Genomic DNA, 20,636 nt, shown 5'->3' with positions numbered 1-20,636 from the left:
TTCAGCGGCGGTCTGTTGATTCAATGACGGGGCTCCGGGTCAGTCAGCTGTCGGGATCGCCGGCCGTCAGACCGAATGCCACTTGAAATTCAGGCACTTGCTTCAAACAGACGACCCGCGGCAGCAGGTGGGTTCAGCTACCAAAAGGCCCCGTTTCCGGGGCCTCGATCACCAATACTTTACCTGAATTTCAGGTCCCCACGCAGTCTCAGACCTGGGTCGCGGCGGCCACTTCGGCCGCGAAATCGGTGGTCTTCTTCTCGATGCCCTCGCCGACCGCAAGGCGGACGAAACGCGCGACGCTGGCGTTCTTGGCCTTCAGCAGCTTCTCGACGGTCTGGTCCGGATCCTTGACGAACGGCTGACCGACCAGCGTGATGTCGTTGACGAACTTGGCGATCTTGCCGGTCGCCATCTTGGCGAGGATCTCGGCCGGCTTCGGCTTGTAGCCGCCGCCGAACTTCTTCTTCACGCCGGCGTACTCGTCGTCCCAGTTCTTCTTGCCTTCGGCGTCGAGCGAGTCGTAGTGGCCGTTGCTGCGCTCGGCGTCCATTTCCTTCAGGAAGCCGCCGAAACGGTCGGACTCGGCCTGCGCCTCGGCCTGCTCGCGGGCCATGGTTTCTTCGATGACGCGCTTTTCGGCTTCGACGACCTCGGCCGGAATCTGCGTGGTGTCGAGGAAGCGCGGCGCGCTGGCGGCCACGTGCATGGCCAGATCGCGGGCCAGTTCCTCGTCGCCGGTGTTCAGCGCCACGACGGCGCCGATCTTCGAGCCGTGCAGGTAGTAGCTGATCGGGCCGGCAGCCTTCTCGATGATCTCGAAGCGACGCACGGTGATGTTCTCGCCGATCTTGGCCACCAGGCCACGGCGGATTTCCTCGATCGTCTGGCCGTCGGCGGCCTTCAGCGCCAGCAGGTCCGCCAGCGCCGCCGGACGGGCAGCCAGCGCGGCCTTGGCAGCGGCATCGCCGAGCGCCTTGAAGTCGTCGCCCTTCGACACGAAGTCGGTTTCGCTGTTGGTCTCGACCAGCACGATGGCATCGGCGCCGACGGCGATCGAGATCACGCCTTCAGCGGCCGTGCGGCTACCCTTCTTGTCGGCCTTGGCCATGCCATCGACGCGCAGCTTTTCGGCCGCCGCGTCGACATTGCCACCGGTCGCCTCAAGCGCCTTCTTGCAGTCGCTCATGCCGGCGCCGGTACGGTCGCGCAGTTCCTTGACGAGGGCAGCAGTGACGGGAGTGCTCATGTCGGTTCAACCTTGATTCGAATGTGGGGGAAGTAGCGTCGCGGGCCGACGATACGGTGTTCGTGTGTCAGCCCCGGAACAAGTCCGGCGGGCTGATCCCGGAACGCGAAACGGCGCTGTCGCGCCGCCTCGCCCGCTCCGGAATGTGGCGCGGCGGAGGGCATCCGCCGCGCCGTACAGCATCAGGCGTCGGCGCGCTCGCCGCGGCCACCCGGCTTGCCCGAACGCGGGCGGCGCGGACGTGCCGGCGCAGCGTCGTCATCACCGGCGGTGGCGAATTCCTCGGCGCGGACATTGACGGTGTTGGTGCCACGGCCCTCGATGATCGCGTCGGCGATGCACTGGGTGTAGACCTTGATCGCGCGGATCGCGTCGTCGTTGCCCGGGATCACGCAGTCGATGCCGTCCGGATTGTTGTTGGTGTCGACCACGGCAATGATCGGAATGCCGAGCTTCTTGGCTTCCGACACGGCGATCTTTTCGTAGCCGGTGTCGATGATGAACAGCGCATCCGGCAGCGCCGGCATGTCCTTGATGCCGCCCAGCGAGCGCTGCAGCTTTTCCAGCTCGCGGGTGAACAGCAGCTGCTCCTTCTTCGACAGGCGGTTGACGGTGCCGTCGGCGACCTGCTTTTCCATCTCGTGCAGGCGCTTGATCGAGCCCTTCACGGTCTTGAAATTGGTCAGCGTGCCGCCGAGCCAGCGCTGGCTGACATGCGGCATGCCGGCGCGCACGGCTTCGTCGCGGATCGCGTCGCGGGCGGCGCGCTTGGTGCCGACGAACAGGATGCGGCCACCGTTGGCGGCCAGCTTGCCGGCGAAATTGCAGGCGTCCTTGAGCAGCGGCAGCGTGTTCTCAAGGTTGATGATGTGAATCTTGTTGCGGTCGCCGAAGATGTAGGCCTCCATCTTCGGGTTCCAGTAACGGGTGCGGTGTCCGAAGTGGACGCCGGCTTCCAGCAGCTGACGCATCGTGATCGACGACATGGTGCAATCTCCTTGGGTTGGGCTGACCGCGCAACGTGGAATCCGCGAGCGTTGATCGCTCGATGGACACCCAGGGACGTGCGCGGATGAGATCGCGAAATCGGGCAAAATCTGCTTGCATTTCGCGTCGTTGCCTTGCGGCGGCGCGCTTTATACCATAGGCGGCTGTCGGCTTACCACCCGCACCGCGGCCCCATCTGCATCGGGCGCAGCCTTACCCCACGCCCTCCCTCACGCAGCAGGCACGCACGAACATCATGTCGGTCACCATCAAGAATCCGGAAGAGCGCGACGGAATGCGCGCGGCCGGCAAGGCTGCCGCATCGGTCCTGACCATGATCGCGCCGCACGTCAAAGCCGGCGTGACCACCGAAGAACTCGACCGCATCTGCCACGACTACATCGTCGACACGCTCAAGGGCGTGCCGGCGCCGCTGGGCTACGGCGGCGGCGGTGGCCGGATGCCGTTCCCGAAGTCGATCTGCACGTCGATCAACCACGTCGTCTGCCACGGCATTCCGGCCAACAAGGCGCTGAAGCGCGGCGACGTCATCAATATCGACATCACCGTGATCAAGGACGGCTGGCACGGCGACACCAGCCAGATGTTCTACATCGGCGAGCCGTCGATCCTGGCGCGCCGGCTGACCGAGACGACCCGCGAAGCGATGCTGGCCGGCATCCGCAAGGTGCGGCCCGGCGCCCGCCTGGGCGACATCGGCGCGGCGGTGCAGACGATCGCCGAAGCGCGTGGCTACTCGGTGGTGCGCGACTACTGCGGCCACGGCATCGGCCGGGTGTTCCACGAAGACCCTCAGGTCGTCCATTACGGCCGGCCGGGCACTGGCATGGAACTGGTGCCGGGCATGACCTTCACGATCGAGCCGATGCTCAATGCCGGCCGTTGCGAAGTGAAGCTGCTGCCGGACGGCTGGACCGTCGTCACCAAGGATCACTCGCTGTCGGCGCAATGGGAGCACACGGTGCTGGTAACCGAAACGGGCTATGAAATCCTGACGCTGCGCGAAGACGAGACCGTCTGACGTGGGTGCCGAGATCGATATCAGCGAAGACGACAGCGTCGCCGTCTTCTCGGCGCGCCGCGTGCGCAGCCGGCTGCGCGCCGACGGCGGCAAGCCGGTCGCCGCATTCCGCGAAACGCTGGCCTGGGGCCGCGAGCGGCTGGTCGGCCTGTTCCACGAAGGCACGCCGGCCGATTCGCTGGTCCACGCCCGCGCGCATCTGGTCGACGAGGTGCTGCGCGAAGCCTGGACCCTTTTCCTGCCGCAGACCGACGGCGGTCTGGCGCTGATCGCGGTCGGCGGCTACGGCCGCGGCGAACTGCTGCCGCATTCCGACATCGATCTGCTGGTGCTCTACGACGAGGCGGCGCTCGAAGGCGCGAAGTCGCGGCTGGAGAACTTCTTCGCCTTCCTCTGGGACATCGGCCTCGATGTCGGCTCGGCCGTCCGCAGCGTCACCCAGTGCGCGGAACTGGCAGCCAGCGATGTCAGCGTCATCACCAACCTTACCGAGGCGCGCCCGCTGATCGGCGACCTGTCGCTGTTCACCGCGCTGAACGTGGCGATGCGCCCGGAAGCGATGTGGCCGGTCGACGCCTTCTTCCGCGCCAAGGTTGCCGAGCAGCAGGCCCGCCACGCCAAGTACGACGACAGCGCCTACAAGCTGGAGCCGAACGTCAAGGAAAGCCCCGGCGGCCTGCGCGACATCCACACCGTGGCCTGGGTCGCCAAGCGTCATTTCGGCGCCTCGTCGCTGACCGAGCTGCGCGAGCGCGGCTTCCTGACCAAGACCGAATGCGACGAGCTGTTCGCCGGCCAGGATTTCCTGTGGCGGGTGCGCTTCGCGCTGCACATGATCACCGGCCGCCACGAAGACCGACTGCTGTTCGATCACCAGAACAAGATCGCCACCTTGTTCGGCTACGAGGACCAAGATCGCAACCGCGCGGTCGAGCAGTTCATGCAGCTCTATTACCGGACCATCAAGTCCCTGAGCTGCCTGAACGACATGCTGCTGCAGCTGTTCGACGAGGCCATCCTCGGCCGCGGCCAGAACCTCGAACCGAAGCCGCTGAACGCCCGCTTCCAGCTGCGTGGCAACTACATCGAAGCGCGTGCCGACGACGTCTTCCAGAAAGCGCCGTGGGCGCTGCTGGAAGTGTTCGCGCTGATGCAGCAGCACCCGAAGATCGAAGGCATTTCCACCGCCACCCTGCGCCTGATCCGCCGCGACCGCCGGCTGATCGAGACCACGCGCGGCGACGTGCACACCCGGGAAATGTTCATCGGCATGTTCCAGCATGGCGACGGCCTGACCCGCGCGCTGCGGCGGATGAACCGCTACGGCGTGCTCGGCCGCTACCTGCCGGTGTTCGGCCAGATCATCGGCCACATGCAGTACGACCTGTTCCACACGCTGACCGTCGACGAACACACCTTGCGGCTGGTGCGCAACCTGCGCCGCCTGCGCATGGAACGCTTCCGCCACGAGCTGCCGTTCTTCAGCGACGTCATGCACCGCGTCGCCCGACCGGACCTGCTGTTCGTCGCCGGCCTGTTCCACGACCTCGGCAAGGGCTCGGGTGGCGACCATTCGGAAGTCGGCGCCAAGGAAGCGGAGAAGTTCTGCCTCGACCACGGCCTGAGCCACACGGATGCCGATCTGGTGTCGTGGCTGGTGCGCAACCATCTGCTGATGTCGCTGACCGCGCAGCGGCAGGACATTTCCAACCCGGACATCGTCACCGCCTTCGCGCAGAAGGTCGGCGACCGCGCGCGGCTCGACTACTTGCTGGCGCTGACCGTCTCCGACATCCGCGCCACCAACCCGGCGCTGTGGAACTCCTGGCGCGAAAGCCTGCTGCGCGAGCTGTACCACTCCACCAAGCGCGCCTTCGACCGCGGTCTCGACAACCCCTACACCCTCGCCGAGCGGGTCGCCGAGCAGCGCCGCGCCGCTTATGCGCTGCCGGCCGCGCGCCACATCGACGGCGCGCTGACCGACCGCATCTGGGGCCGCTTCGACGCCGACTACTTCCTGCGCCACACGCCGGTGGAACTGGTCTGGCATCTCGACGCCATCGCCCAGAGCAGCGAGGCCGATCTGCCGCTGGTGCTGGTCAAGACGCTCGACGGCCGCGGCACCACGGTGTTCGTCTACATGCGCGACCGCGACCACCTGTTCGGCCTGTCGACCGGCGTGCTGGCCAAGCTGGGCCTGAGCATTCTCGACGCCCGCATCAACACCTCGGCCGACGGTTACGCGCTCGACTCCTTCGTGGTTGTCGAAAGCGATGGCTCGCCGATCGAGAACGCCCATCGCTTCGACGAGATCGGCGCGGCGCTGCGCAAGGTGCTGGCCGATCCGTCGATCTCGGTGGTCGACGTCAACCGCCGGCGGCCGACGCGGCTGCGCCACTTCAACACGCCGACCACGGTCAGCATCTCGCAGGACACGCTGCGCAACCGCACGATGCTGGAACTGGTCTGCGCCGATCAGCCGGGCCTGCTCAGCCTGGTCGGCCGGGTGTTCCACAAGCGCGGCATCCTGCTCGATGCCGCCAAGATCGCGACCATCGGCGAACGCGCCGAAGACGTCTTCTACATCACCGATCGCAGCCACCAGCCGATCACCAGCGACAAGGCCGTCGACGAACTGCGCGAAGTGCTGACCCGCACGCTGTCGAACGGCGAAAGCACCCCGAAGTAACCGCACGCAACACCAGCCAGGACTCTCCGCTTGAACAACACCGAACTGCAGGCCGTCATCGAACGCGCCTGGGAAGACCGCGCCACGCTCGATGCTTCGAACACGGCCGTGGCCGCCGCCGTCGAGGCGGCGATCGAACTGCTGGACTCCGGCGCCGCCCGCGTCGCTGAACCCGTCGCGTCGGGCTGGCAGGTCAACGACTGGCTGAAGAAGGCCGTGCTGCTGTACTTCCGCCTGCACGACAACCTACCACTCGCCTCCGGCCCGCTGGTCGGCTACGACAAGGTGCCGCTGAAGTACGACGGCTGGACCGCCGAGCGCTTCAAGGCCCAGGGTGCGCGCGTGGTGCCGCCGGCCTCGGTACGCCGTGGCGCCTACATCGCGCCGGGCGCGATCCTGATGCCGAGCTTCGTCAACATCGGCGGCTATGTCGGCAAGGGCACCATGGTCGACACCTGGGCTACGGTCGGCTCCTGCGCGCAGATCGGCGCCAACGTGCACCTGTCCGGCGGCGTCGGCATCGGCGGCGTGCTGGAACCGCTGCAGGCGGCGCCGACGATCATCGAGGACGACTGCTTCATCGGCGCCCGTTCGGAAGTGGTCGAAGGTGTGGTCGTCGAAAAGGGTTCGGTGCTGTCGATGGGCGTCTTCATCGGCCAGTCGACGCCGATCTACAACCGCGACACCGGCGCCATCAGCTATGGCCGGGTGCCGGCCGGCTCGGTGGTGGTGGCTGGCTCGCTGCCGCGCGACAACGGCCGCTACAGCATCAACTGCGCGGTGATCGTCAAGACCGTCGATGCCCAGACCCGCTCCAAGGTCGGCATCAACGCGCTGCTGCGCGATCTCTGACGCGCGGACAACCCTGACAAGGCTGCTGCCACTGCGGCGAGGCCGGGGCCGGCCCCCGCGCGCCCCACGTTGGTGTGGGTACGCCCGCCCCCCCCCCCGCCCCGCCCCCCCCCACGTCTCCATCCGAGGTCCGTCATGCCCGATCAGGCTCCGATCACCGTCCTCGGCGCCGGCGCCTTCGGCACCGCGCTGGCCATCCAGCTGACCCGTCGCGGCGCGCCTGGCTTCCTGTGGGGCCGCGACGCCACGACCATGGCGACGATGGAGGAAAGCCGCGAGAACGTGCGCTACCTCAAGGGCATCGCGCTGCCGGCGAAGCTGGTCGCCACTAGCGACCTCGCCCGCGCCGTGCAGGCGTCCTGCGACATCGTCATTTCCACGCCCAGCCCCACGCTTCGCGAGACCTGCGAACGGCTGGCGCCACTGCTGCGCGACGATCAGGGCATCGCCTGCGCCGCCAAGGGGCTGGAGCCGGGCAGCGGCCGGCTGGCCCATGAAGTGATCGGCGAGGTGCTCGGCAAGGCGCGCGCGATCGCGGTGATATCCGGCCCGACCTTCGCCCGGGAACTGGGCCTCGGCCTGCCGACCTCGGTGACCGTGGCCGCCAACGATCCGGCCTTTGCCGAACGGATGGCGCTGCGCTTCCACGGCGACGGCTTCCGCGCCTACACGTCCGGCGATCTGGTCGGCGTGGAAATCGGCGGCGCGGCCAAGAACGTGCTGGCGATCGCCGTCGGCATTGCCGACGGCCTCGGCCTCGGCGCCAACACCCGCGCGGCGATGATCACCCGCGGCCTCAACGAGATCACCCGGCTGGCCAGCGCCCTCGGCGCCGAACCGGCCACCTTGATGGGCCTCGCCGGCCTCGGCGATCTGGTGCTGACCTGCACCGACAACCAGTCGCGCAATCGCCGTTACGGCCTGCAGCTCGGCGAAGGCGCCACACCGGAGCAGGCCAAGGCCGGCATCAACGGGGTCGTGGAAGGCGTGCGTGCCGCGCCCGAAGTGCTGCGGCTGGCGGCGAAGCTCGGCGTCGAGATGCCGCTGCACGAAATGGCAGGTGCGGTGATCGCCGGCACCGTCAGTCCGATCGAAGCGGTCAAGCGGCTGGCCGAACGGCCGCAGCGGGCCGAGCTGGGCTGAGTCAGCGGCTGGCGCCGTCGAGCCTGGCCAGCACGGCCTCGACCATCAGCGGCAGGCCGTTGCGCAGGCCGAGCACCGCCAGCCGCTCGCGGATCTGCCGGCGCTGGCCGTCATCGGCGAGCAGCGCCAGCGTCGCTGGCGCGATGGCCGATGGCTCCGGCGGTACGGCGACGGTCCAGCCGCAGTCGGCGTAGCGGGCGATGCGCGCCTGCTGGTCGGAACCGCCGAGCGGCAGCGTGAGCGTCGGCACGCCGAGGCTCATCGCCTGGTGCAGCAGATGGCCGCCGCCGGTGACCACCAGGGTCGCGCGCTGCACCAGCCGCATCAGCGCCGCCTGCGGCTGGGCCGGAATCGCTTCGACCGGCGAGTCGGCAGCCGGCCGTTCGGCGCCGACGATCAGCATGCGGCTGCCAGTGGCCCGCGCCACGGCATCGGCAGCAGCCGCGAACACCACCGCCACTGGCTGGCCGTCGAGCACATAGCCACCGCCGCCGGGTGCCCACAGCACGTACGGCGTGGCGGTCGATGCGGCGCTGTCGGCGCGCTCGGCCTCGGCGTGGCAGACATCGAACAGCAGATGCCGGGTGTTGCCGAACGCGGCCTTGATCCGCTGGCCCCGGCTGAACGCCGGCCGATCCAGCAGGTAGCGCTGGTGCCAGTGCTCGGGCAGCTGCCACAGCCAGTCGAGGCGCAGCGCCTTGGCCAGGGTGCCGGGTTCATCGGAGATGCAGATCGCGTGCGCGCCGTGGCGCCGGCAGTGACGCAGCAGCGAGCCGCGGCAGGTCTTGTCGAAGACCACGATCGGCGGCTGAAGCCGTGCGATCTCGCGCGCATGAAAGCGGGCGCGCTCGCGGTCCGGCAGGTCGCTTTCGGTGTACGCGAACGGCAGCCGCGCCCGCAGCGGGCAGGCCTGCGGCATCAGGAAGCGGATCTCCACCGTGGCGTCGCGGGCGTGCAGCGCCTCGGCCACCGCCAGCAGCCGATAGAACTCGCCGGTGCCGCCGCCCTGGTGCTGCGGCACGAACAGCACCGCGCGCGGGCTCATCGCGCGGCGTCCAGAAGTTCGGCGGCGGCATCGACGAAGACCTGCAGATCGAAGCCGTGCAGGCCGTCGTCGCGGGATTCCGGCGCCACGAAAGCGCGGTGCTGGCCGGGATCGTCCGGGAACCAGTTCTTCAGGTGATGGTTGGGCCGGAACCACGACACCGATGGTGTTGCCGCCAGGCGCGCCACATGCAGGCCGCCGGAATCCGGACCGACATGCAGCGCTGCGCCCTGCACGACCGAGATAAAGCCTGCGACATCGAGCGCGCCGTCGAACACGTACTCGGGCGTGAAGCCGATGCCGGCGAGGATCGCCGCCAGCTTGGCGCGGCCACGCTCGGTGCCGTGGCCGCTGACCACGAACGGACGGCCCGGAAAGCGGGCGCGCAGGCGATCCCACAGGGCGATCATCTGCGCGACCGGCAAGTCGCGGCGATCGTCGGTGGCGCTGGCACTCAGGTGCAGGTAGCGGCCTTCGTCGGCCTCGGCGATGCCGGCCGCATGCCGCAGGCCTGCGTCGATCGCGGCGTGGAACTCCGGCCGCTCGCCGTCGAGGCCCAGCGCCCGCAGCGCGTTCCAGCGCTGGCGGTACATCGGAATCTCGTGGAACGGGTGCTCGGCGACCACGTCCAGCAGCCACGGCTGCCAGGACCAGCGCTTGTTCTCGTCGGCCTTGCGGGCGATGCGCAGCGCCGCACCACTGAGGCCGCCGAACGACACCGCGTGATTGCTGCTGGTAATGACGATGGCGACATCGGCGCGCAGCCGGCGCAGCTGGCCGATGAAGGCGAGATCGGCCTTGAGCCCGGCCTTGCGGTAGACGATCGGCCGGTCGATCCACGGCGTCAGCGGCCCGTACAGGCCAGAGTTGCCGACCACGCAGAGTTCAGCCTGCGGCGCGTTCTGCCGGATCAGCCACAGCGCCGGCAGGCTGTGGATGTGGTCGCCCAGGCCGCCGAGATCGATCACCAGCACCCGACGGGCGGCGGCGAGCGCGGCCCGGATGTCAGACCTCGGAGTCATCGGGCGACGGGGAGGCAGCGCTTCAGCGCCTCGATGTGTTCGGCCCGGCGCAGGCCATGCCGGGCGATGAAGCCGGGCGCCACCCGGCGCGGCGCGGCGCAGGCCGCCTGCAGTGCGGTCAGGATGGCCGGCGCACTGATTTCCGGCAGCCGGATGCCGTCGTCCGGACCCATCAGCTCGGCGACGCCGGCCTCGCCGCCGATGATCGCCGGTGTGCCGCAGGCCAGCGATTCGGCGATCACCAGCCCGAACGGCTCGTAGCGGGACGGCAGCACCGTCCAGTCGACGGCGGCATAGAGCGCCGGCATGTCGTCGACATAACCGAGCGGCGTCACCCGCGGCGGCAGCTGCTTGCGGGCCGCGCGGCCGGCCACCAGCAGCCGGGCGCGGCGGTCGCCGAGCTGGGCGAAGGCTTCGAGCAGCGGCGCCAGTCCCTTGCGCTCGTGGTCCATCGACGGGAACACGAAGGCGATGTCGTCGGCCGCCAGCCCGAACGCCTGGCGGGTGCGCGCGCGACTGGCGGCATCGCGCGGCGCGAAGCGGGTGTCGTCGACCGGCGGATAGATCACCCGGGTCTTGGCGGCGGCCTCCGGGTAGTAGTGGCCGATCTGCTCCGCCAACGTCTGCGAATGGGCGACGACGACGGCGGCACTGTCGAGCATCGCCCGCTCCAGGCGCGTTTCGCTGCGGTCATGCGCGGAATCGGGCCGGCCGAGTGCTGCGCAGTAACCCGGATGGGCGCCGCCATTGATCGCCAGATGCTGGCCGCGCGTGCGCGCCAGCGAGATCACCAGCGGATAGCGATCGGTCAGTTCCAGGCGGGCAATGCGCGACGCGAATACCCGGTTGCGGAAACGCCGCGGCAACGGCAGCGGCAGCAGCCGGAAGGCATTGGCGCCAATGGTCCGCGCCCAGTCGACATCGACCTCGCGGGCATAGACATCCACGGTGTCGCCTGCGGCCCGGAAGCCGCGCACCAGATCGGCGAGATAGGACTCCATGCCGCCGCCGCGCCGGAGGCTGTAGTGGACGATCGCGACGTTCATCGGCGTAGCAGGCTCATCGGCCGCCCTTCAGCGCGATGCGCCGGGCGGCGCGGCGGGTGTTGCGGGTCCAGCGCGCATCCGGATCGGCGCGGGCGCCGCGCAGCAGTTCGGCCAGCCGCTCGAAGCGCGGCCGGACGCGGTCGGCCAGCAGCGCATCGACCTGCTGCAGCCAGGCCACGGCCCGATGACCGAGCGACAGGTCATCCGCGTACTCGGCGAACGCCGGCTCGCGAGCCAGCCGCGCCAGCACGTCGAGATGCTCGTCGCGGAAGCGCGGGCCGGTGCTGATGGTTTTCGATTCGCTGTGGAAACGGAAATAGGCCAGCGTGTCGGCCAGGTAGTGCACGCGCGGGAAGCGATGCAGGTAGCGGATCAGCAGTTCGTAGTCGAAGCGGAAGTGACTGCTGGTGTCGATGCCGCTGTCGATCATCGCCTGGCGGCGCATCCAGATGGCCGGCTGGTGCCAGCGGCAGCCGGACGGCAGCTGTTCGAGGATCAGCGAGCGCACGTCGAGCTGCCGGCAGACCACCTTGCCGCGGTTGCCGTGCGCATCGAACTGCTGGGTGACGCCGCCGATGAGATCGACCTCGCCCTGCTGGATCGCGGCCGCCACCGTCCACAGCGCGCCGGGGGCCAACACGTCGTCGGAGTTGATCCAGATGAACCAGTCGCCGGTCGCCCGGTGCAGACCTTTGAGGATCGCGTCGACCTGGCCGCGATCGCGCTCCGACACCCAGCCACTGAGCGCCGGCGCGTAGTGCTCGATGATGCTGCGGCTGGCATCCGAACTGCCGCCGTCGATGACGAAGTATTCGAGCGCCGGATAGCCCTGGCCGAGCACCGAGCGGATCGTGGTTTCCAGATAGGCCGCCTGGTTGTACGAGGGCGTCACCACGGTCAAGGTCGGCAGCGGATCGCGCAGGCCGGCGGGGCGCCGCGGCGGCGTCTCCGGCAGGCGCAGTCCGCGCGGGAGGAGCAGGGGCTTCAGGCGTTCGGGCAGCATCGGTGGCGAGGGACGGACGACGCGGGCGCAGGCCCGGGAGGCGGCAGCGGAACGGCCGGATGATCGTTCCTGCGCACAGATTTATCGTACGGTAATTGCCGAAGCCGCCGCGACCGCCCGCCCTGCATGCCCCTTCACGCTCCCCGCAGCATTCTCGTCATCTGCATGCGCCGGCTCGGCGACGTGCTGCTGTGTACGCCGCTGATCGCCAGCCTGCGCCGTGCCTATCCGCAGGCGCGCATCGACGCGCTGGTGTTCAAGGGCACTGACGGCGTGCTGGAAGGCAATCCCGATCTCGATCACTGCCTGACCATGCCAGCCGGCAGCCGCAAGCTGCCGTTCCCGTGGCGCAGCTATGACCTGGCAATCACGACCCAGGCCAACGACCGGCCGCACCTGATCGCCTTCCTCGCCGGCCGGGTCCGCGCCGGCATCGTGCCCGGCCCGCAGACCCTCGCCGAACGCTGGAAGCGCTGGCACTGCCGGTATCGAGTCGACAACGATCCTGTGCATCGCCACACGGTCGAGCAGGCACTGAAGCTGGCTGATGCGCTGTGTATCGCGCGCTATCCGGACGTGGTGCCGCCGTGCGGCAGCGCCGCGCTGCCGATCCGTGCGGACCAGGGCGCCTATGCCGTGCTGCATCTGGCGCCGATGTTCCGCTACAAGGCCTGGCCGACCGCGCACTGGGCGGAATTGGCGTCGCAGCTCCGGCAGCGCCGCCTGCGTGTGGTGATCAGCGGCGGGCCGGCGGCCAGCGACCGCGCACTCGGCGATGCGCTGCGCGCACTGCTGCCGCCGGACGGCGACGCTGCGCTGGTCGACGTCATCGGGCAGCTGAAGCTCGGCGACCTCGCCAACCTGATTCGCGGCGCGGCGCTGTTCGTCGGCCCCGATACCTCGGTCACCCATCTGGCGGCGGCCTGCGGCGTGCCGGTGGTGACGCTGTTCGGACCGACCAACCCGGAGGTCTGGGGGCCCTGGCCAGTCGGCCGGACGGGGCGCGGCGAAACGCCCTGGCAGCGCGTCGCGCCGCTGCAGCAGCAGGGCAATGTCCGGATCGTGCAGGGCTTGAAAGCCTGCGTGCCGTGCTCGCTGGAAGGTTGCGACCGCCACAAGGACAGCCGCGCCGCCTGCCTCGACGAACTGCCGGCTGCACGGGTGCTCGCGGCCATCGACGGTGCTGGCGCATGAGCCTGCCGAAGCTGCTGTTCGTCGGCCACAGCTTCCACCTGAAGACCGGCAGCAGCCGCTTCCTGCTCGACCTTCTGGCCCCGCACTTCGCGGTGCGCACGGTCTGGGACGACAGCTGGCAGGCCGGCGGTGCGCCGCTGTCCGCCGATCAGCTGAACCGCCACGAGGCGGACCTGATCCTGTTCTGGCAGACCTTGCCGAAGCGCGCCGTGCTGCGTCGGCTGCGCTGCCGGCGCTTGTTCTGGGCACCGATGCGCGACGGCATCCGCCTGGCACCCGGGCCGTGGCGGCGGCTGAAGCCGAGCGGGCTGCGGCTGATCAGTTTCTGTCGCGAAGCGCACGACTACTGCAGCGCCGCCGGGCTGGAATCGCAGGCCGTGCAGTACTGGCCGGCGCCGCTCGACGACGTGCCAGCGATCGTCGAGGAACCGCTGCGGCTGTTCTTCTGGATGCGCCGCGGCACGCCCGGCTGGCCGACGCTGAAGGCGCTGCTCGGCGATCACCGGCCGGAGCGGATCGTGCTGCGCACGGTCGCCGATCCCGGCGAAACGCTGGCGCTGCCGACCGAGGCCGAGCGTGCCGAATACCGCATCGAGCAGGTACCGGACTGGCTCGAGAAGGCCGACTACCTGCGCCTGCTCAGCGGCTGCAATGCCTTCATGGCGCCGCGCCTGCTCGAAGGCATTGGCCTGTCGGTGCTCGATGCGATGGCACTTGGGCAGGCGGTGATCGCGCCGGACCGGGCGACCATGAACGAGTACCTCCGGCACGGCGAGAACGGCTGGCTGTACGACCCGGACGCCCCGACTCCGCTGGACTTCTCGGCACTGCGGCAGCTGCGCGAACAGGCGCTGCGCGATGTCGTCACCGGGCATGCCCGCTGGCGGGCCAGCGTGCCGGCGCTGATCAGCTATCTCGACGATGGCCGACCGAACGCCGCCGCCTGGTCATGGCGCTTGTCGCGGCTGCTGCTCGGCGGCTGAGCCGGCACCACCGACGCCGGCGATCATCCGCGCGAAATCCTGCTGGGTCAGCGAGCGCAACGCCCGCTCGGCCTGCCAGCGCTACCAGGGCCGCGGGCGACGCGCCAGCCGCCGGTAGCGCGCCGGGTCGATCTCCAGCGCCGTGAACGCCGGCTCGGGCTGCACGGCACAGACGGGACAAGGCAGCCTGGGCGGCGCGGAAGGCAACGGAAGGACAACGCGCAGCCTAGCAAGGCGCGGCAGCGCCGACGAAGCCCGACTGCCGCCAGGCTTCGTAGACCGCCACCGCCACCGCGTTCGACAGGTTCAGGCTGCGCATGCCGGGCTGCTGCGGCAGGTAGACCTGCCGCGCCGGCGGGATGGCGTCAAGCACCTCCTGCGGCAGGCCGCGCGATTCCGGGCCGAACAGCAGCAGATCGCCGGCCTGCCAGCGCACCTGGTCGAAACGCGACGCGCCCTTGGTGGTGAAGGCGAACAGGCGGGCCGCCGGCAAGGCTGCCTGCAGCGACGCGAGGCTGGCGTGGACCTGCATCCTGGCGTACTCGTGATAGTCGAGCCCGGCACGGCGCAATTTCTTGTCGTCGAGATCGAAGCCGAGCGGGCGGATCAGGTGCAGCTGCGCGCCGCTGTTGGCGCACAGGCGGATGACATTGCCGGTGTTCGGCGGGATTTCCGGCTGGTAAAGCGCGACGTGGATCATCGGTCGCCGCGCCCCCTCGTTCGGTTGACGCCACCGGGACCCCCGCATAGGCTCCCGCCACCCTGTTTTCCATCTGCTTCGAGGTTTGTCATGTCGCTGACTACACGCGGTCTGTCGTTGTTGGCCGGTGCCGTATTGTCGCTGGCGGCGGCCTCCGCGAGTGCCCAGGACGGCACCGGCTACGAAGCCACCACGGGCGGTGCCCCTTCGGCGGCAGCGATGGCCGTCGACCTGCTGGTCGCCCGGCCGCTGGGGCTGGCCGCGACGGTGATCGGCACCGTGGTGTTCGTCGCCTCGCTGCCGTTCCAGGCGCTGGCCGGCAACGTGTCCGACCCGGCCCACAAGCTGGTCACCGAACCGGCGGCGTTCACCTTCGTGCGGCCGCTGGGCGAAGGCGTGAACTGACCCGACGAAGGCGGGTCATCCCGGCGCAAGCCGGAACCCGGAGCAAGCCCAGGAAACCCCTGATTCCGAACCCCGGAATCAGGGGTTTTGCTTGGGTCAGCGCAGCACCTTCCCGTCCGCATCGAGCACCTTGACCTCGCCGAGCTTGAGCTTGCGCACCGCCGGCTCGATCTTCGCGAGGTCGCCGACCACGAACCAGCTCAGCGCGTCCGGCCGGACCAGCGCCTTCGCGGCCGCCGCCACCGCGTCCGGCGTCTGCGCGGCGATCAGGGCCGGCAGCCGGTTGTAGTAGTCGTCCGGCTGCTCCAGTTCGATCAGGCTGGCGAAGGCCGACGCGACCTGGCCGGCGGTCTCGAAGCTGCCGGGCAGGGCCAGCAGGTCGGCGCGCTTGGCGTCGTCGATCTCGGCGGCCGACGGCGGACGCTTGGCAACGATGTCGCGCAGCTCTTTCTGCATCTCGACGATCGAATCGGCCGTGCGGTCACGCTCGACCTGGGCCTGCGCCAGGAACACCTGCGGGCCGCGCGTGCGGGTGATGCTGGAACTGGCGCCGTAGCTCCAGTGCTTGTCTTCGCGCAGGTTCAGGTTCAGCCGCGAGATGAACTGGCCGCCGAGCACGGTGTTGGCGGTCGACATCGGCTCCTGGCCGGCGCTCTTGCCGTCCGGCGCGATGTTGGCCGCCGCGATGATCGACTGCGTGGCGCCCGGCTTGTCGAGCAGGAACAGGCGCGGCGCGGTGGCAGGGGCCACCGGCGGAACGGCCTTCACCGGCTTCGCCTCGGCCGGCGCCTTCCAGTCGCCGAAGCGGGCTTCGATCTGCGGCCGGATCTCGGCCAGTGTGGTGTCGCCGACCACCAGCAGGGTGGCGTTGTCCGGCCGCAGCCAGCGGCGGTGGAAGGCGATCAGGTCGTCGCGCGTGGTGGCGGCGATCACCGCTTCCTCGCCGCTGCCGACATAGGCATAGGGATGGCCGGCGCCGTAAATCTGGGTCGACAGCACGCGCCGCAGCAGTCCGCCCGGCGCCGCCTTTTCCTGGACGATGGCCGACAGCAGGTTCTGCTTGCTGCGATCGAGATCGGCCTGCGGGAAGGTCGGCTTGCGGATGATGGTGGCGTACAGATCCAGTGCCGCGCCCAGGCTCGGCTTGATCGCCGACAGCGTCACCATTGAAGCCTCGCGGCCGGACGAGGCGCCGATCTCGATGCCCAGCTCGGCCTGCCGGCGGGCGATCGCCAGCGAATCGAGATTGCCGGCGCCCTCGTCGAGCTGGCCGAAGGTCATCGCCGAAATGCCGGTCTTACCCGGCGCATCGGCAGCGCGGCCGGCATCGACGATCAGCGCCATTTCGACCAGCGGCACGCCGCGGCGCTCGATCACCGCCAGCTTCAGGCCGTTGGCCAGCGTGGCGCGGACCATCGGCGGCAACTGCAGCGCCGCCGATGCGGCCGGCACCGGCAGCTTCGTGCGGTCGACGGTCTCGGCACTCGCCTTCAGGCCGTTCTCGGGCAGCACCTGCAGCACCAGCTTGCCGTTGCCCAGCCAGCGCCGCGCCGCGTCGCGGACATCGGCGACGGTGGCCTCGCGCTCCCACTGCAGTTCGCGCTGGTAATGGGCCGGATCGCCATGGAAGACCTCGTTGGCGGCCAGCAGCTGGCCCTTGGCGCCAACGCCGTCGAAGGCCGGCAGCAGCCCGGCGTAGCGCTGGGTCTTGATTCGCGCCAGCTCGGCTTCGGTCGGACCCTGTTCGAGCGCACGCTGCAGTTCCTCGCGCACGCTCGCTTCGATCACGGCGAGGCTGGCTTTCGGATCGGCGCTCGGCCGGGCGCTGGCGACGATGGTGAACTGGCCGGCGATCTCGTCGGCGTCGACCGAGGCGCTGATGCCGCTGGCGCTCTGGTCGCGATAGACCAGCCGCTCGGACAGCCGGCCGGTCTTGCCGTTGGTCAGCAGATCGGCGAACAGGCCGAGCAGCACGACGTCGCGGTCGCCATCGCCGGGCACGTTCCAGATCGCGTACAGCCGCGGCAGCGGCACCTGATCGTTGATCTCCAGCCGCTTCTCGCCGGCCATCGGCGCCGGCCAGGCCTTGGCGTGGGACACCGGCTCGCTGGCCGGGATGGCGCCGAAATAGGCTTCCGCCTTGGCCCTGGCTTCGGCAACGGTGATGTCGCCGGCCAGCACCAGCGTGGCGTTGTTGGGCCCGTAGTAGCGCTTGAACCAGGCGCGCACGTCGTCGAGCGTGGCGGCGTTGAGGTCCTCGTCGGAGCCGATCGTGGTCCACGAATACGGATGGCCGGGCGGGTAGGCCTCCTTCGACAGGATTTCCCGCAGGCTGCCGTACGGCTGGTTCTCGCCCTGGCGCTTCTCGTTGAGCACAACACCGCGCTGCTCATCGAGCTTGGCCTGGTCGACCGCGCCGAGCAGGTGGCCCATGCGATCGGATTCCAGGAACAGCGCCAGATCGAGCGCGGCGGTCGGCACCGTTTCGAAATAGTTGGTGCGGTCGCGGTTGGTGGTGCCGTTGATGCCGGTGGCGCCGGCCGGTTCCAGCGCCCGGAAGAATTCGTCGTTGAAGTGCTCGGAGCCGTTGAACATCAGGTGCTCGAACAGGTGGGCGAAGCCGTGGCGGCGCTCCGGCTCGTCCTTGGAGCCGATGTGGTACCAGACGCTGACCGCCACCAGCGGCGCCTTGTGATCCTCGTGCACGATCACCGTCAGACCGTTGGCGAGGCGGAATTTCTGGTACGGCACGTCGATCGACGGCAGCGCCGCCGCGCGGCCGGCCGCTTCGGTCTTGCCCGGCTTGACCGGTTCGGCAGCGGCAGCAGCCCCGAGGCCGAGGCAGAACGCCGCAGCCAGTGTGACAATCACGCGCATGGAAAAGCCCTTGTTGATGTGGTTCTGGAAGGCCGATGACGACGCCGATCCGCGTGTCTGACCGCAGCGTCAGCTCCGACGTTCCGTCGCCGCTGCGGGTGCTCGATCATCGCCTGTCGGGCGCAGCCTATCGCGCCTCGCCGAACTGCGACGAGCGGCCCGATCCGCGCGACCTGAGCCTGATCGTGATCCACAACATCTCGCTGCCGCCGGACACCTACGGCGCCCACCCGGAGGCGCCGGACGGCAGCTATATCGACGACCTGTTCCTGAACAGGCTCGATCCGGCGGCCGATCCCTACTTCGCCGGCATCGCGGCCCTGCGGGTATCGGCGCACCTGTGCATCTTCCGCGACGGCCGGATCACCCAGTACGTGCCGTTCGACCGCCGCGCCTGGCACGCCGGCGTCAGCGAATGGCGCGGCCGCACGCGCGCCAACGATTTCTCGATCGGCATCGAACTGGAAGGCAGCGATGTCCGGCCGTTCAGCGAAGCACAGTACGCCGCGCTGATCGCCACCCTCGGCGCGCTGCAGGCGGCCTATCCGACCCTGCATCCGGCGGCGATCACCGGCCACAGCGACATCGCCCCCGGCCGCAAGACCGATCCCGGCCCGCATTTCGACTGGCCGCGCCTGCGGGCAGCGCTCGGGAGCCCGGCATGATCCTGCTGGCGATGCTGCTGGCGCTGGGCGCCGAGCGGCTGCTGTCGTCGCGCCGCCGCAGCGGCTCGGCCGATCCGGTACTGGCGCGGTTGTGGCCGCGCCTGCCGGCGGCCGTCCGCCACGTCGCCGGCGCGCCGTGGCTGCTGGCGCTGGCCGCCGCCGCCGTCACGGCCGCGCTGGCCTGGCAGCTGCAGCCGGCGCTGCTGGAAATGCTGTTCTCGGCCGCCGTGCTGCTGATCTGCTTCGGCCCGCGCGATCTCGCCGACGACGTGCAGCGGCTGCGCGCTGCCCGCAGCGCCGGCGACGCCGCCACCGTCGCCCGGCTGAGCCGGGTGCTGCAGCTGGGCCCGATGCCGGATGCCGATCACCGCTCGCTGCTCGGCGCGCTGTTCATCCAGAGCCACGAGCGGCGCTTCGGCGCCTGCCTGTGGTTCATCGTGCTGGGCCCGGCCGGCGCCGTGCTGTACCGGGTGGCCAGCCGTCTGGCGGTGCTGATCGAGGACTCCGCCGCCCAGCGGCAAGCGGCGCTGCTGCACGGCCTGATGGCCTGGCTGCCGGCGCGGATCACGGCGCTGCTCTACGGCATGGCCGGCAGCATGGACGACGCGCTCGACGCGTTCGGTCGCGTGCAGCGGGAACCGGTCAGCGGCACCGACGGCTGGCAGCGACGCAGCTGGAGCCTGCTGGCGGAAACCGCCAATGCCGCGCTCGACTGGGAAGACGCGCCGGACAGCGGGCCGATGATCGCCTCCTCGCTCGACGCTACGCTGGCCGAGGTGCTGCGCATGGAAACCCGCGCGACTCTGATCCTGCTGGCGCTGGTGGCGATGTTCAGCGCCGGCGCCTGGGTGTCGTGAACCGGATGCGCTGGAGCGCGCTGCTGATCGCGGCAACGCTGCTGGCCACCGGGGTGGCGCACGGCGAGGCGCGCCGCGTGGTGACGCTGGCACCGCATCTGGCCGAACTGGTCTGTGCCGCCGGCGGCTGCGATCGGCTGGTGGCGGTTTCCGCGCACAGCGATTTCCCGCCGCAGCTGGCGAAACGGCCGGTGATCGGCGACGGCTGGCAGGTGAACCTGGAAGCGGTGCTGGCCCAGCGGCCGGACCTGATCATTGCCTGGGACGGCGGCACGCCGGTCGCCAACATCACGCGGCTGCGCCAGCTCGGGCTCAGAGTCGAGGCGCTGCCGATCAGCTCGCTCGACGGCGTGGCCGATGCGCTGGAAACCGTCGGCGGCTGGCTCGGCACCGGCCCGGCGGCGGCCACCGCCGCCAGCGCCTACCGCCAGCGGCTGACCGCGCTGCGGGCGGCGCACCGGAATGACCGGCCGATCCGCGTCGTTTACCAGATCGAGACCGCGCCGGCCTACACGGTCAACGCGAAAAGCCCGATCTCCGAGGCGATGGCGGTCTGCGGCGGCGTCAACGTGTTCGCGACGCTGCCGACGCTGGCGGCCGCCGTCGGGGCCGAAGCGATGCTGGCCGCCGCGCCGGAGGTGGTGCTGTACGGCGGCGAGGAGAACGCGGCCGACATCCGTGCCTACTGGTCGCGGCTCGGTTCGACGCCGGCTGCCCGGCACGGCGCGCTGTATCCGATCGACGCCGACCGGCTGGCCCGCGCCGGTCCGCGCCTGCTCGACGGCATCGAGCAGGTCTGCAGCCTGCTCGACCAGGCGCGCCGCTAGGGCCTGTCATCAATTGCTTTGGTCGCTGCGTTGCAGGTCAAAAGGCCGCC

18 protein-coding genes are annotated in these 20,636 nt (G+C 69.7%); 10 read left to right on the top strand and 8 right to left on the bottom strand.

The window, feature by feature from the left end; translation table 11 throughout:
* Window positions 1–208: 208 nt before the first annotated feature.
* The gene (gene tsf, locus ACTIGJ_RS13585) at window positions 209–1,249 is read right to left on the bottom strand and encodes a translation elongation factor Ts (RefSeq protein WP_439640865.1); all 1,041 of its coding nucleotides are present in this window, start codon (window positions 1,247–1,249) and stop codon (window positions 209–211) included.
* 182 nt (window positions 1,250–1,431) lie between these two features.
* Window positions 1,432–2,235 (bottom strand): 30S ribosomal protein S2, encoded by an 804-nt coding sequence (gene rpsB / locus ACTIGJ_RS13580; RefSeq protein ID WP_439640864.1) that lies wholly within the window; start codon window positions 2,233–2,235, stop codon window positions 1,432–1,434.
* 257 nt (window positions 2,236–2,492) lie between these two features.
* Here rpsB and map point away from each other — a divergent pair, with 257 nt between their 5' ends.
* From map to ACTIGJ_RS13560, 4 genes are all read left to right on the top strand, one after another.
* On the top strand, window positions 2,493–3,278 hold the full coding sequence (map, locus tag ACTIGJ_RS13575) for a type I methionyl aminopeptidase (protein ID WP_439640863.1): 786 nt from the start codon (window positions 2,493–2,495) through the stop codon (window positions 3,276–3,278).
* A gap of 1 nt (window position 3,279) precedes the next feature.
* Complete coding sequence (gene glnD / locus ACTIGJ_RS13570) at window positions 3,280–5,967, top strand: [protein-PII] uridylyltransferase (RefSeq protein ID WP_439640862.1); 2,688 nt, start codon at window positions 3,280–3,282, stop codon at window positions 5,965–5,967.
* A 45-nt stretch (window positions 5,968–6,012) separates the two neighbouring features.
* Window positions 6,013–6,819: a 2,3,4,5-tetrahydropyridine-2,6-dicarboxylate N-succinyltransferase gene (gene dapD, locus ACTIGJ_RS13565; RefSeq protein ID WP_439640951.1), complete on the top strand. Its 807-nt coding sequence runs from the start codon at window positions 6,013–6,015 to the stop codon at window positions 6,817–6,819.
* A 135-nt stretch (window positions 6,820–6,954) separates the two neighbouring features.
* The gene (locus tag ACTIGJ_RS13560; protein WP_439640861.1) at window positions 6,955–7,962 is read left to right on the top strand and encodes an NAD(P)H-dependent glycerol-3-phosphate dehydrogenase; all 1,008 of its coding nucleotides are present in this window, start codon (window positions 6,955–6,957) and stop codon (window positions 7,960–7,962) included.
* A gap of 1 nt (window position 7,963) precedes the next feature.
* Here ACTIGJ_RS13560 and ACTIGJ_RS13555 read toward each other — a convergent pair whose 3' ends face one another.
* The 4 genes from ACTIGJ_RS13555 to ACTIGJ_RS13540 are packed head-to-tail and all read right to left on the bottom strand — an operon-like array spanning window position 7,964 to window position 12,078.
* The gene (locus ACTIGJ_RS13555) at window positions 7,964–9,007 is read right to left on the bottom strand and encodes a hypothetical protein (RefSeq protein ID WP_439640860.1); all 1,044 of its coding nucleotides are present in this window, start codon (window positions 9,005–9,007) and stop codon (window positions 7,964–7,966) included.
* On the bottom strand, window positions 9,004–10,029 hold the full coding sequence (locus tag ACTIGJ_RS13550; protein WP_439640859.1) for a glycosyltransferase family 9 protein: 1,026 nt from the start codon (window positions 10,027–10,029) through the stop codon (window positions 9,004–9,006). The genes ACTIGJ_RS13555 and ACTIGJ_RS13550 overlap by 4 nt, the downstream gene beginning before the upstream one ends.
* Window positions 10,026–11,075 (bottom strand): glycosyltransferase family 4 protein, encoded by a 1,050-nt coding sequence (locus ACTIGJ_RS13545; protein ID WP_439640858.1) that lies wholly within the window; start codon window positions 11,073–11,075, stop codon window positions 10,026–10,028. The genes ACTIGJ_RS13550 and ACTIGJ_RS13545 overlap by 4 nt, the downstream gene beginning before the upstream one ends.
* Before the next feature lie 13 nt (window positions 11,076–11,088).
* Entirely contained in the window at window positions 11,089–12,078 is a 990-nt protein-coding gene (locus ACTIGJ_RS13540) for a glycosyltransferase family 2 protein (protein ID WP_439640857.1), read from the bottom strand.
* Between the two features lie 126 nt (window positions 12,079–12,204).
* Here ACTIGJ_RS13540 and ACTIGJ_RS13535 point away from each other — a divergent pair, with 126 nt between their 5' ends.
* Window positions 12,205–13,272 (top strand): glycosyltransferase family 9 protein, encoded by a 1,068-nt coding sequence (locus ACTIGJ_RS13535; protein ID WP_439640856.1) that lies wholly within the window; start codon window positions 12,205–12,207, stop codon window positions 13,270–13,272.
* Window positions 13,269–14,255, top strand: a complete 987-nt coding sequence (locus ACTIGJ_RS13530) for a glycosyltransferase (protein ID WP_439640855.1) — start codon at window positions 13,269–13,271, stop codon at window positions 14,253–14,255. Before ACTIGJ_RS13535 ends, ACTIGJ_RS13530 begins: the two co-directional genes overlap by 4 nt.
* Before the next feature lie 226 nt (window positions 14,256–14,481).
* Here the strand turns inward: ACTIGJ_RS13530 and ACTIGJ_RS13525 are convergent, their stop codons facing one another.
* Complete coding sequence (locus ACTIGJ_RS13525; RefSeq protein ID WP_439640854.1) at window positions 14,482–14,955, bottom strand: tRNA (cytidine(34)-2'-O)-methyltransferase; 474 nt, start codon at window positions 14,953–14,955, stop codon at window positions 14,482–14,484.
* Between the two features lie 90 nt (window positions 14,956–15,045).
* Here ACTIGJ_RS13525 and ACTIGJ_RS13520 point away from each other — a divergent pair, with 90 nt between their 5' ends.
* Window positions 15,046–15,360, top strand: a complete 315-nt coding sequence (locus ACTIGJ_RS13520; protein WP_439640853.1) for a hypothetical protein — start codon at window positions 15,046–15,048, stop codon at window positions 15,358–15,360.
* A gap of 96 nt (window positions 15,361–15,456) precedes the next feature.
* On the opposite strand, the gene ACTIGJ_RS13515 is transcribed toward ACTIGJ_RS13520, so the two are convergent.
* Window positions 15,457–18,237 carry a M16 family metallopeptidase gene (locus ACTIGJ_RS13515; RefSeq protein ID WP_439640852.1) on the bottom strand — a complete coding sequence of 927 codons (2,781 nt, stop codon included), beginning with the start codon at window positions 18,235–18,237 and terminating at the stop codon, window positions 15,457–15,459.
* A gap of 35 nt (window positions 18,238–18,272) precedes the next feature.
* Here ACTIGJ_RS13515 and ampD point away from each other — a divergent pair, with 35 nt between their 5' ends.
* From ampD to ACTIGJ_RS13500, 3 genes are read left to right on the top strand one after another with little or no spacing between them, the layout of a single operon-like run.
* Window positions 18,273–18,902: a 1,6-anhydro-N-acetylmuramyl-L-alanine amidase AmpD gene (ampD, locus tag ACTIGJ_RS13510; RefSeq protein ID WP_439640851.1), complete on the top strand. Its 630-nt coding sequence runs from the start codon at window positions 18,273–18,275 to the stop codon at window positions 18,900–18,902.
* A complete protein-coding gene (locus ACTIGJ_RS13505) occupies window positions 18,899–19,759 on the top strand; it encodes a regulatory signaling modulator protein AmpE (RefSeq protein WP_439640850.1) in 861 nt (286 codons plus the stop codon). The genes ampD and ACTIGJ_RS13505 overlap by 4 nt, the downstream gene beginning before the upstream one ends.
* 5 nt (window positions 19,760–19,764) lie before the next feature.
* Window positions 19,765–20,586 (top strand): helical backbone metal receptor, encoded by an 822-nt coding sequence (locus tag ACTIGJ_RS13500; protein WP_439640950.1) that lies wholly within the window; start codon window positions 19,765–19,767, stop codon window positions 20,584–20,586.
* The last annotated feature ends 50 nt before the right edge of the window (window positions 20,587–20,636 follow it).

This window comes from Nevskia sp., from assembly GCF_051860985.1.
Taxonomy (GTDB): domain Bacteria; phylum Pseudomonadota; class Gammaproteobacteria; order Nevskiales; family Nevskiaceae; genus Nevskia.
This window is presented reverse-complemented; position numbering and strand designations above follow the sequence as displayed.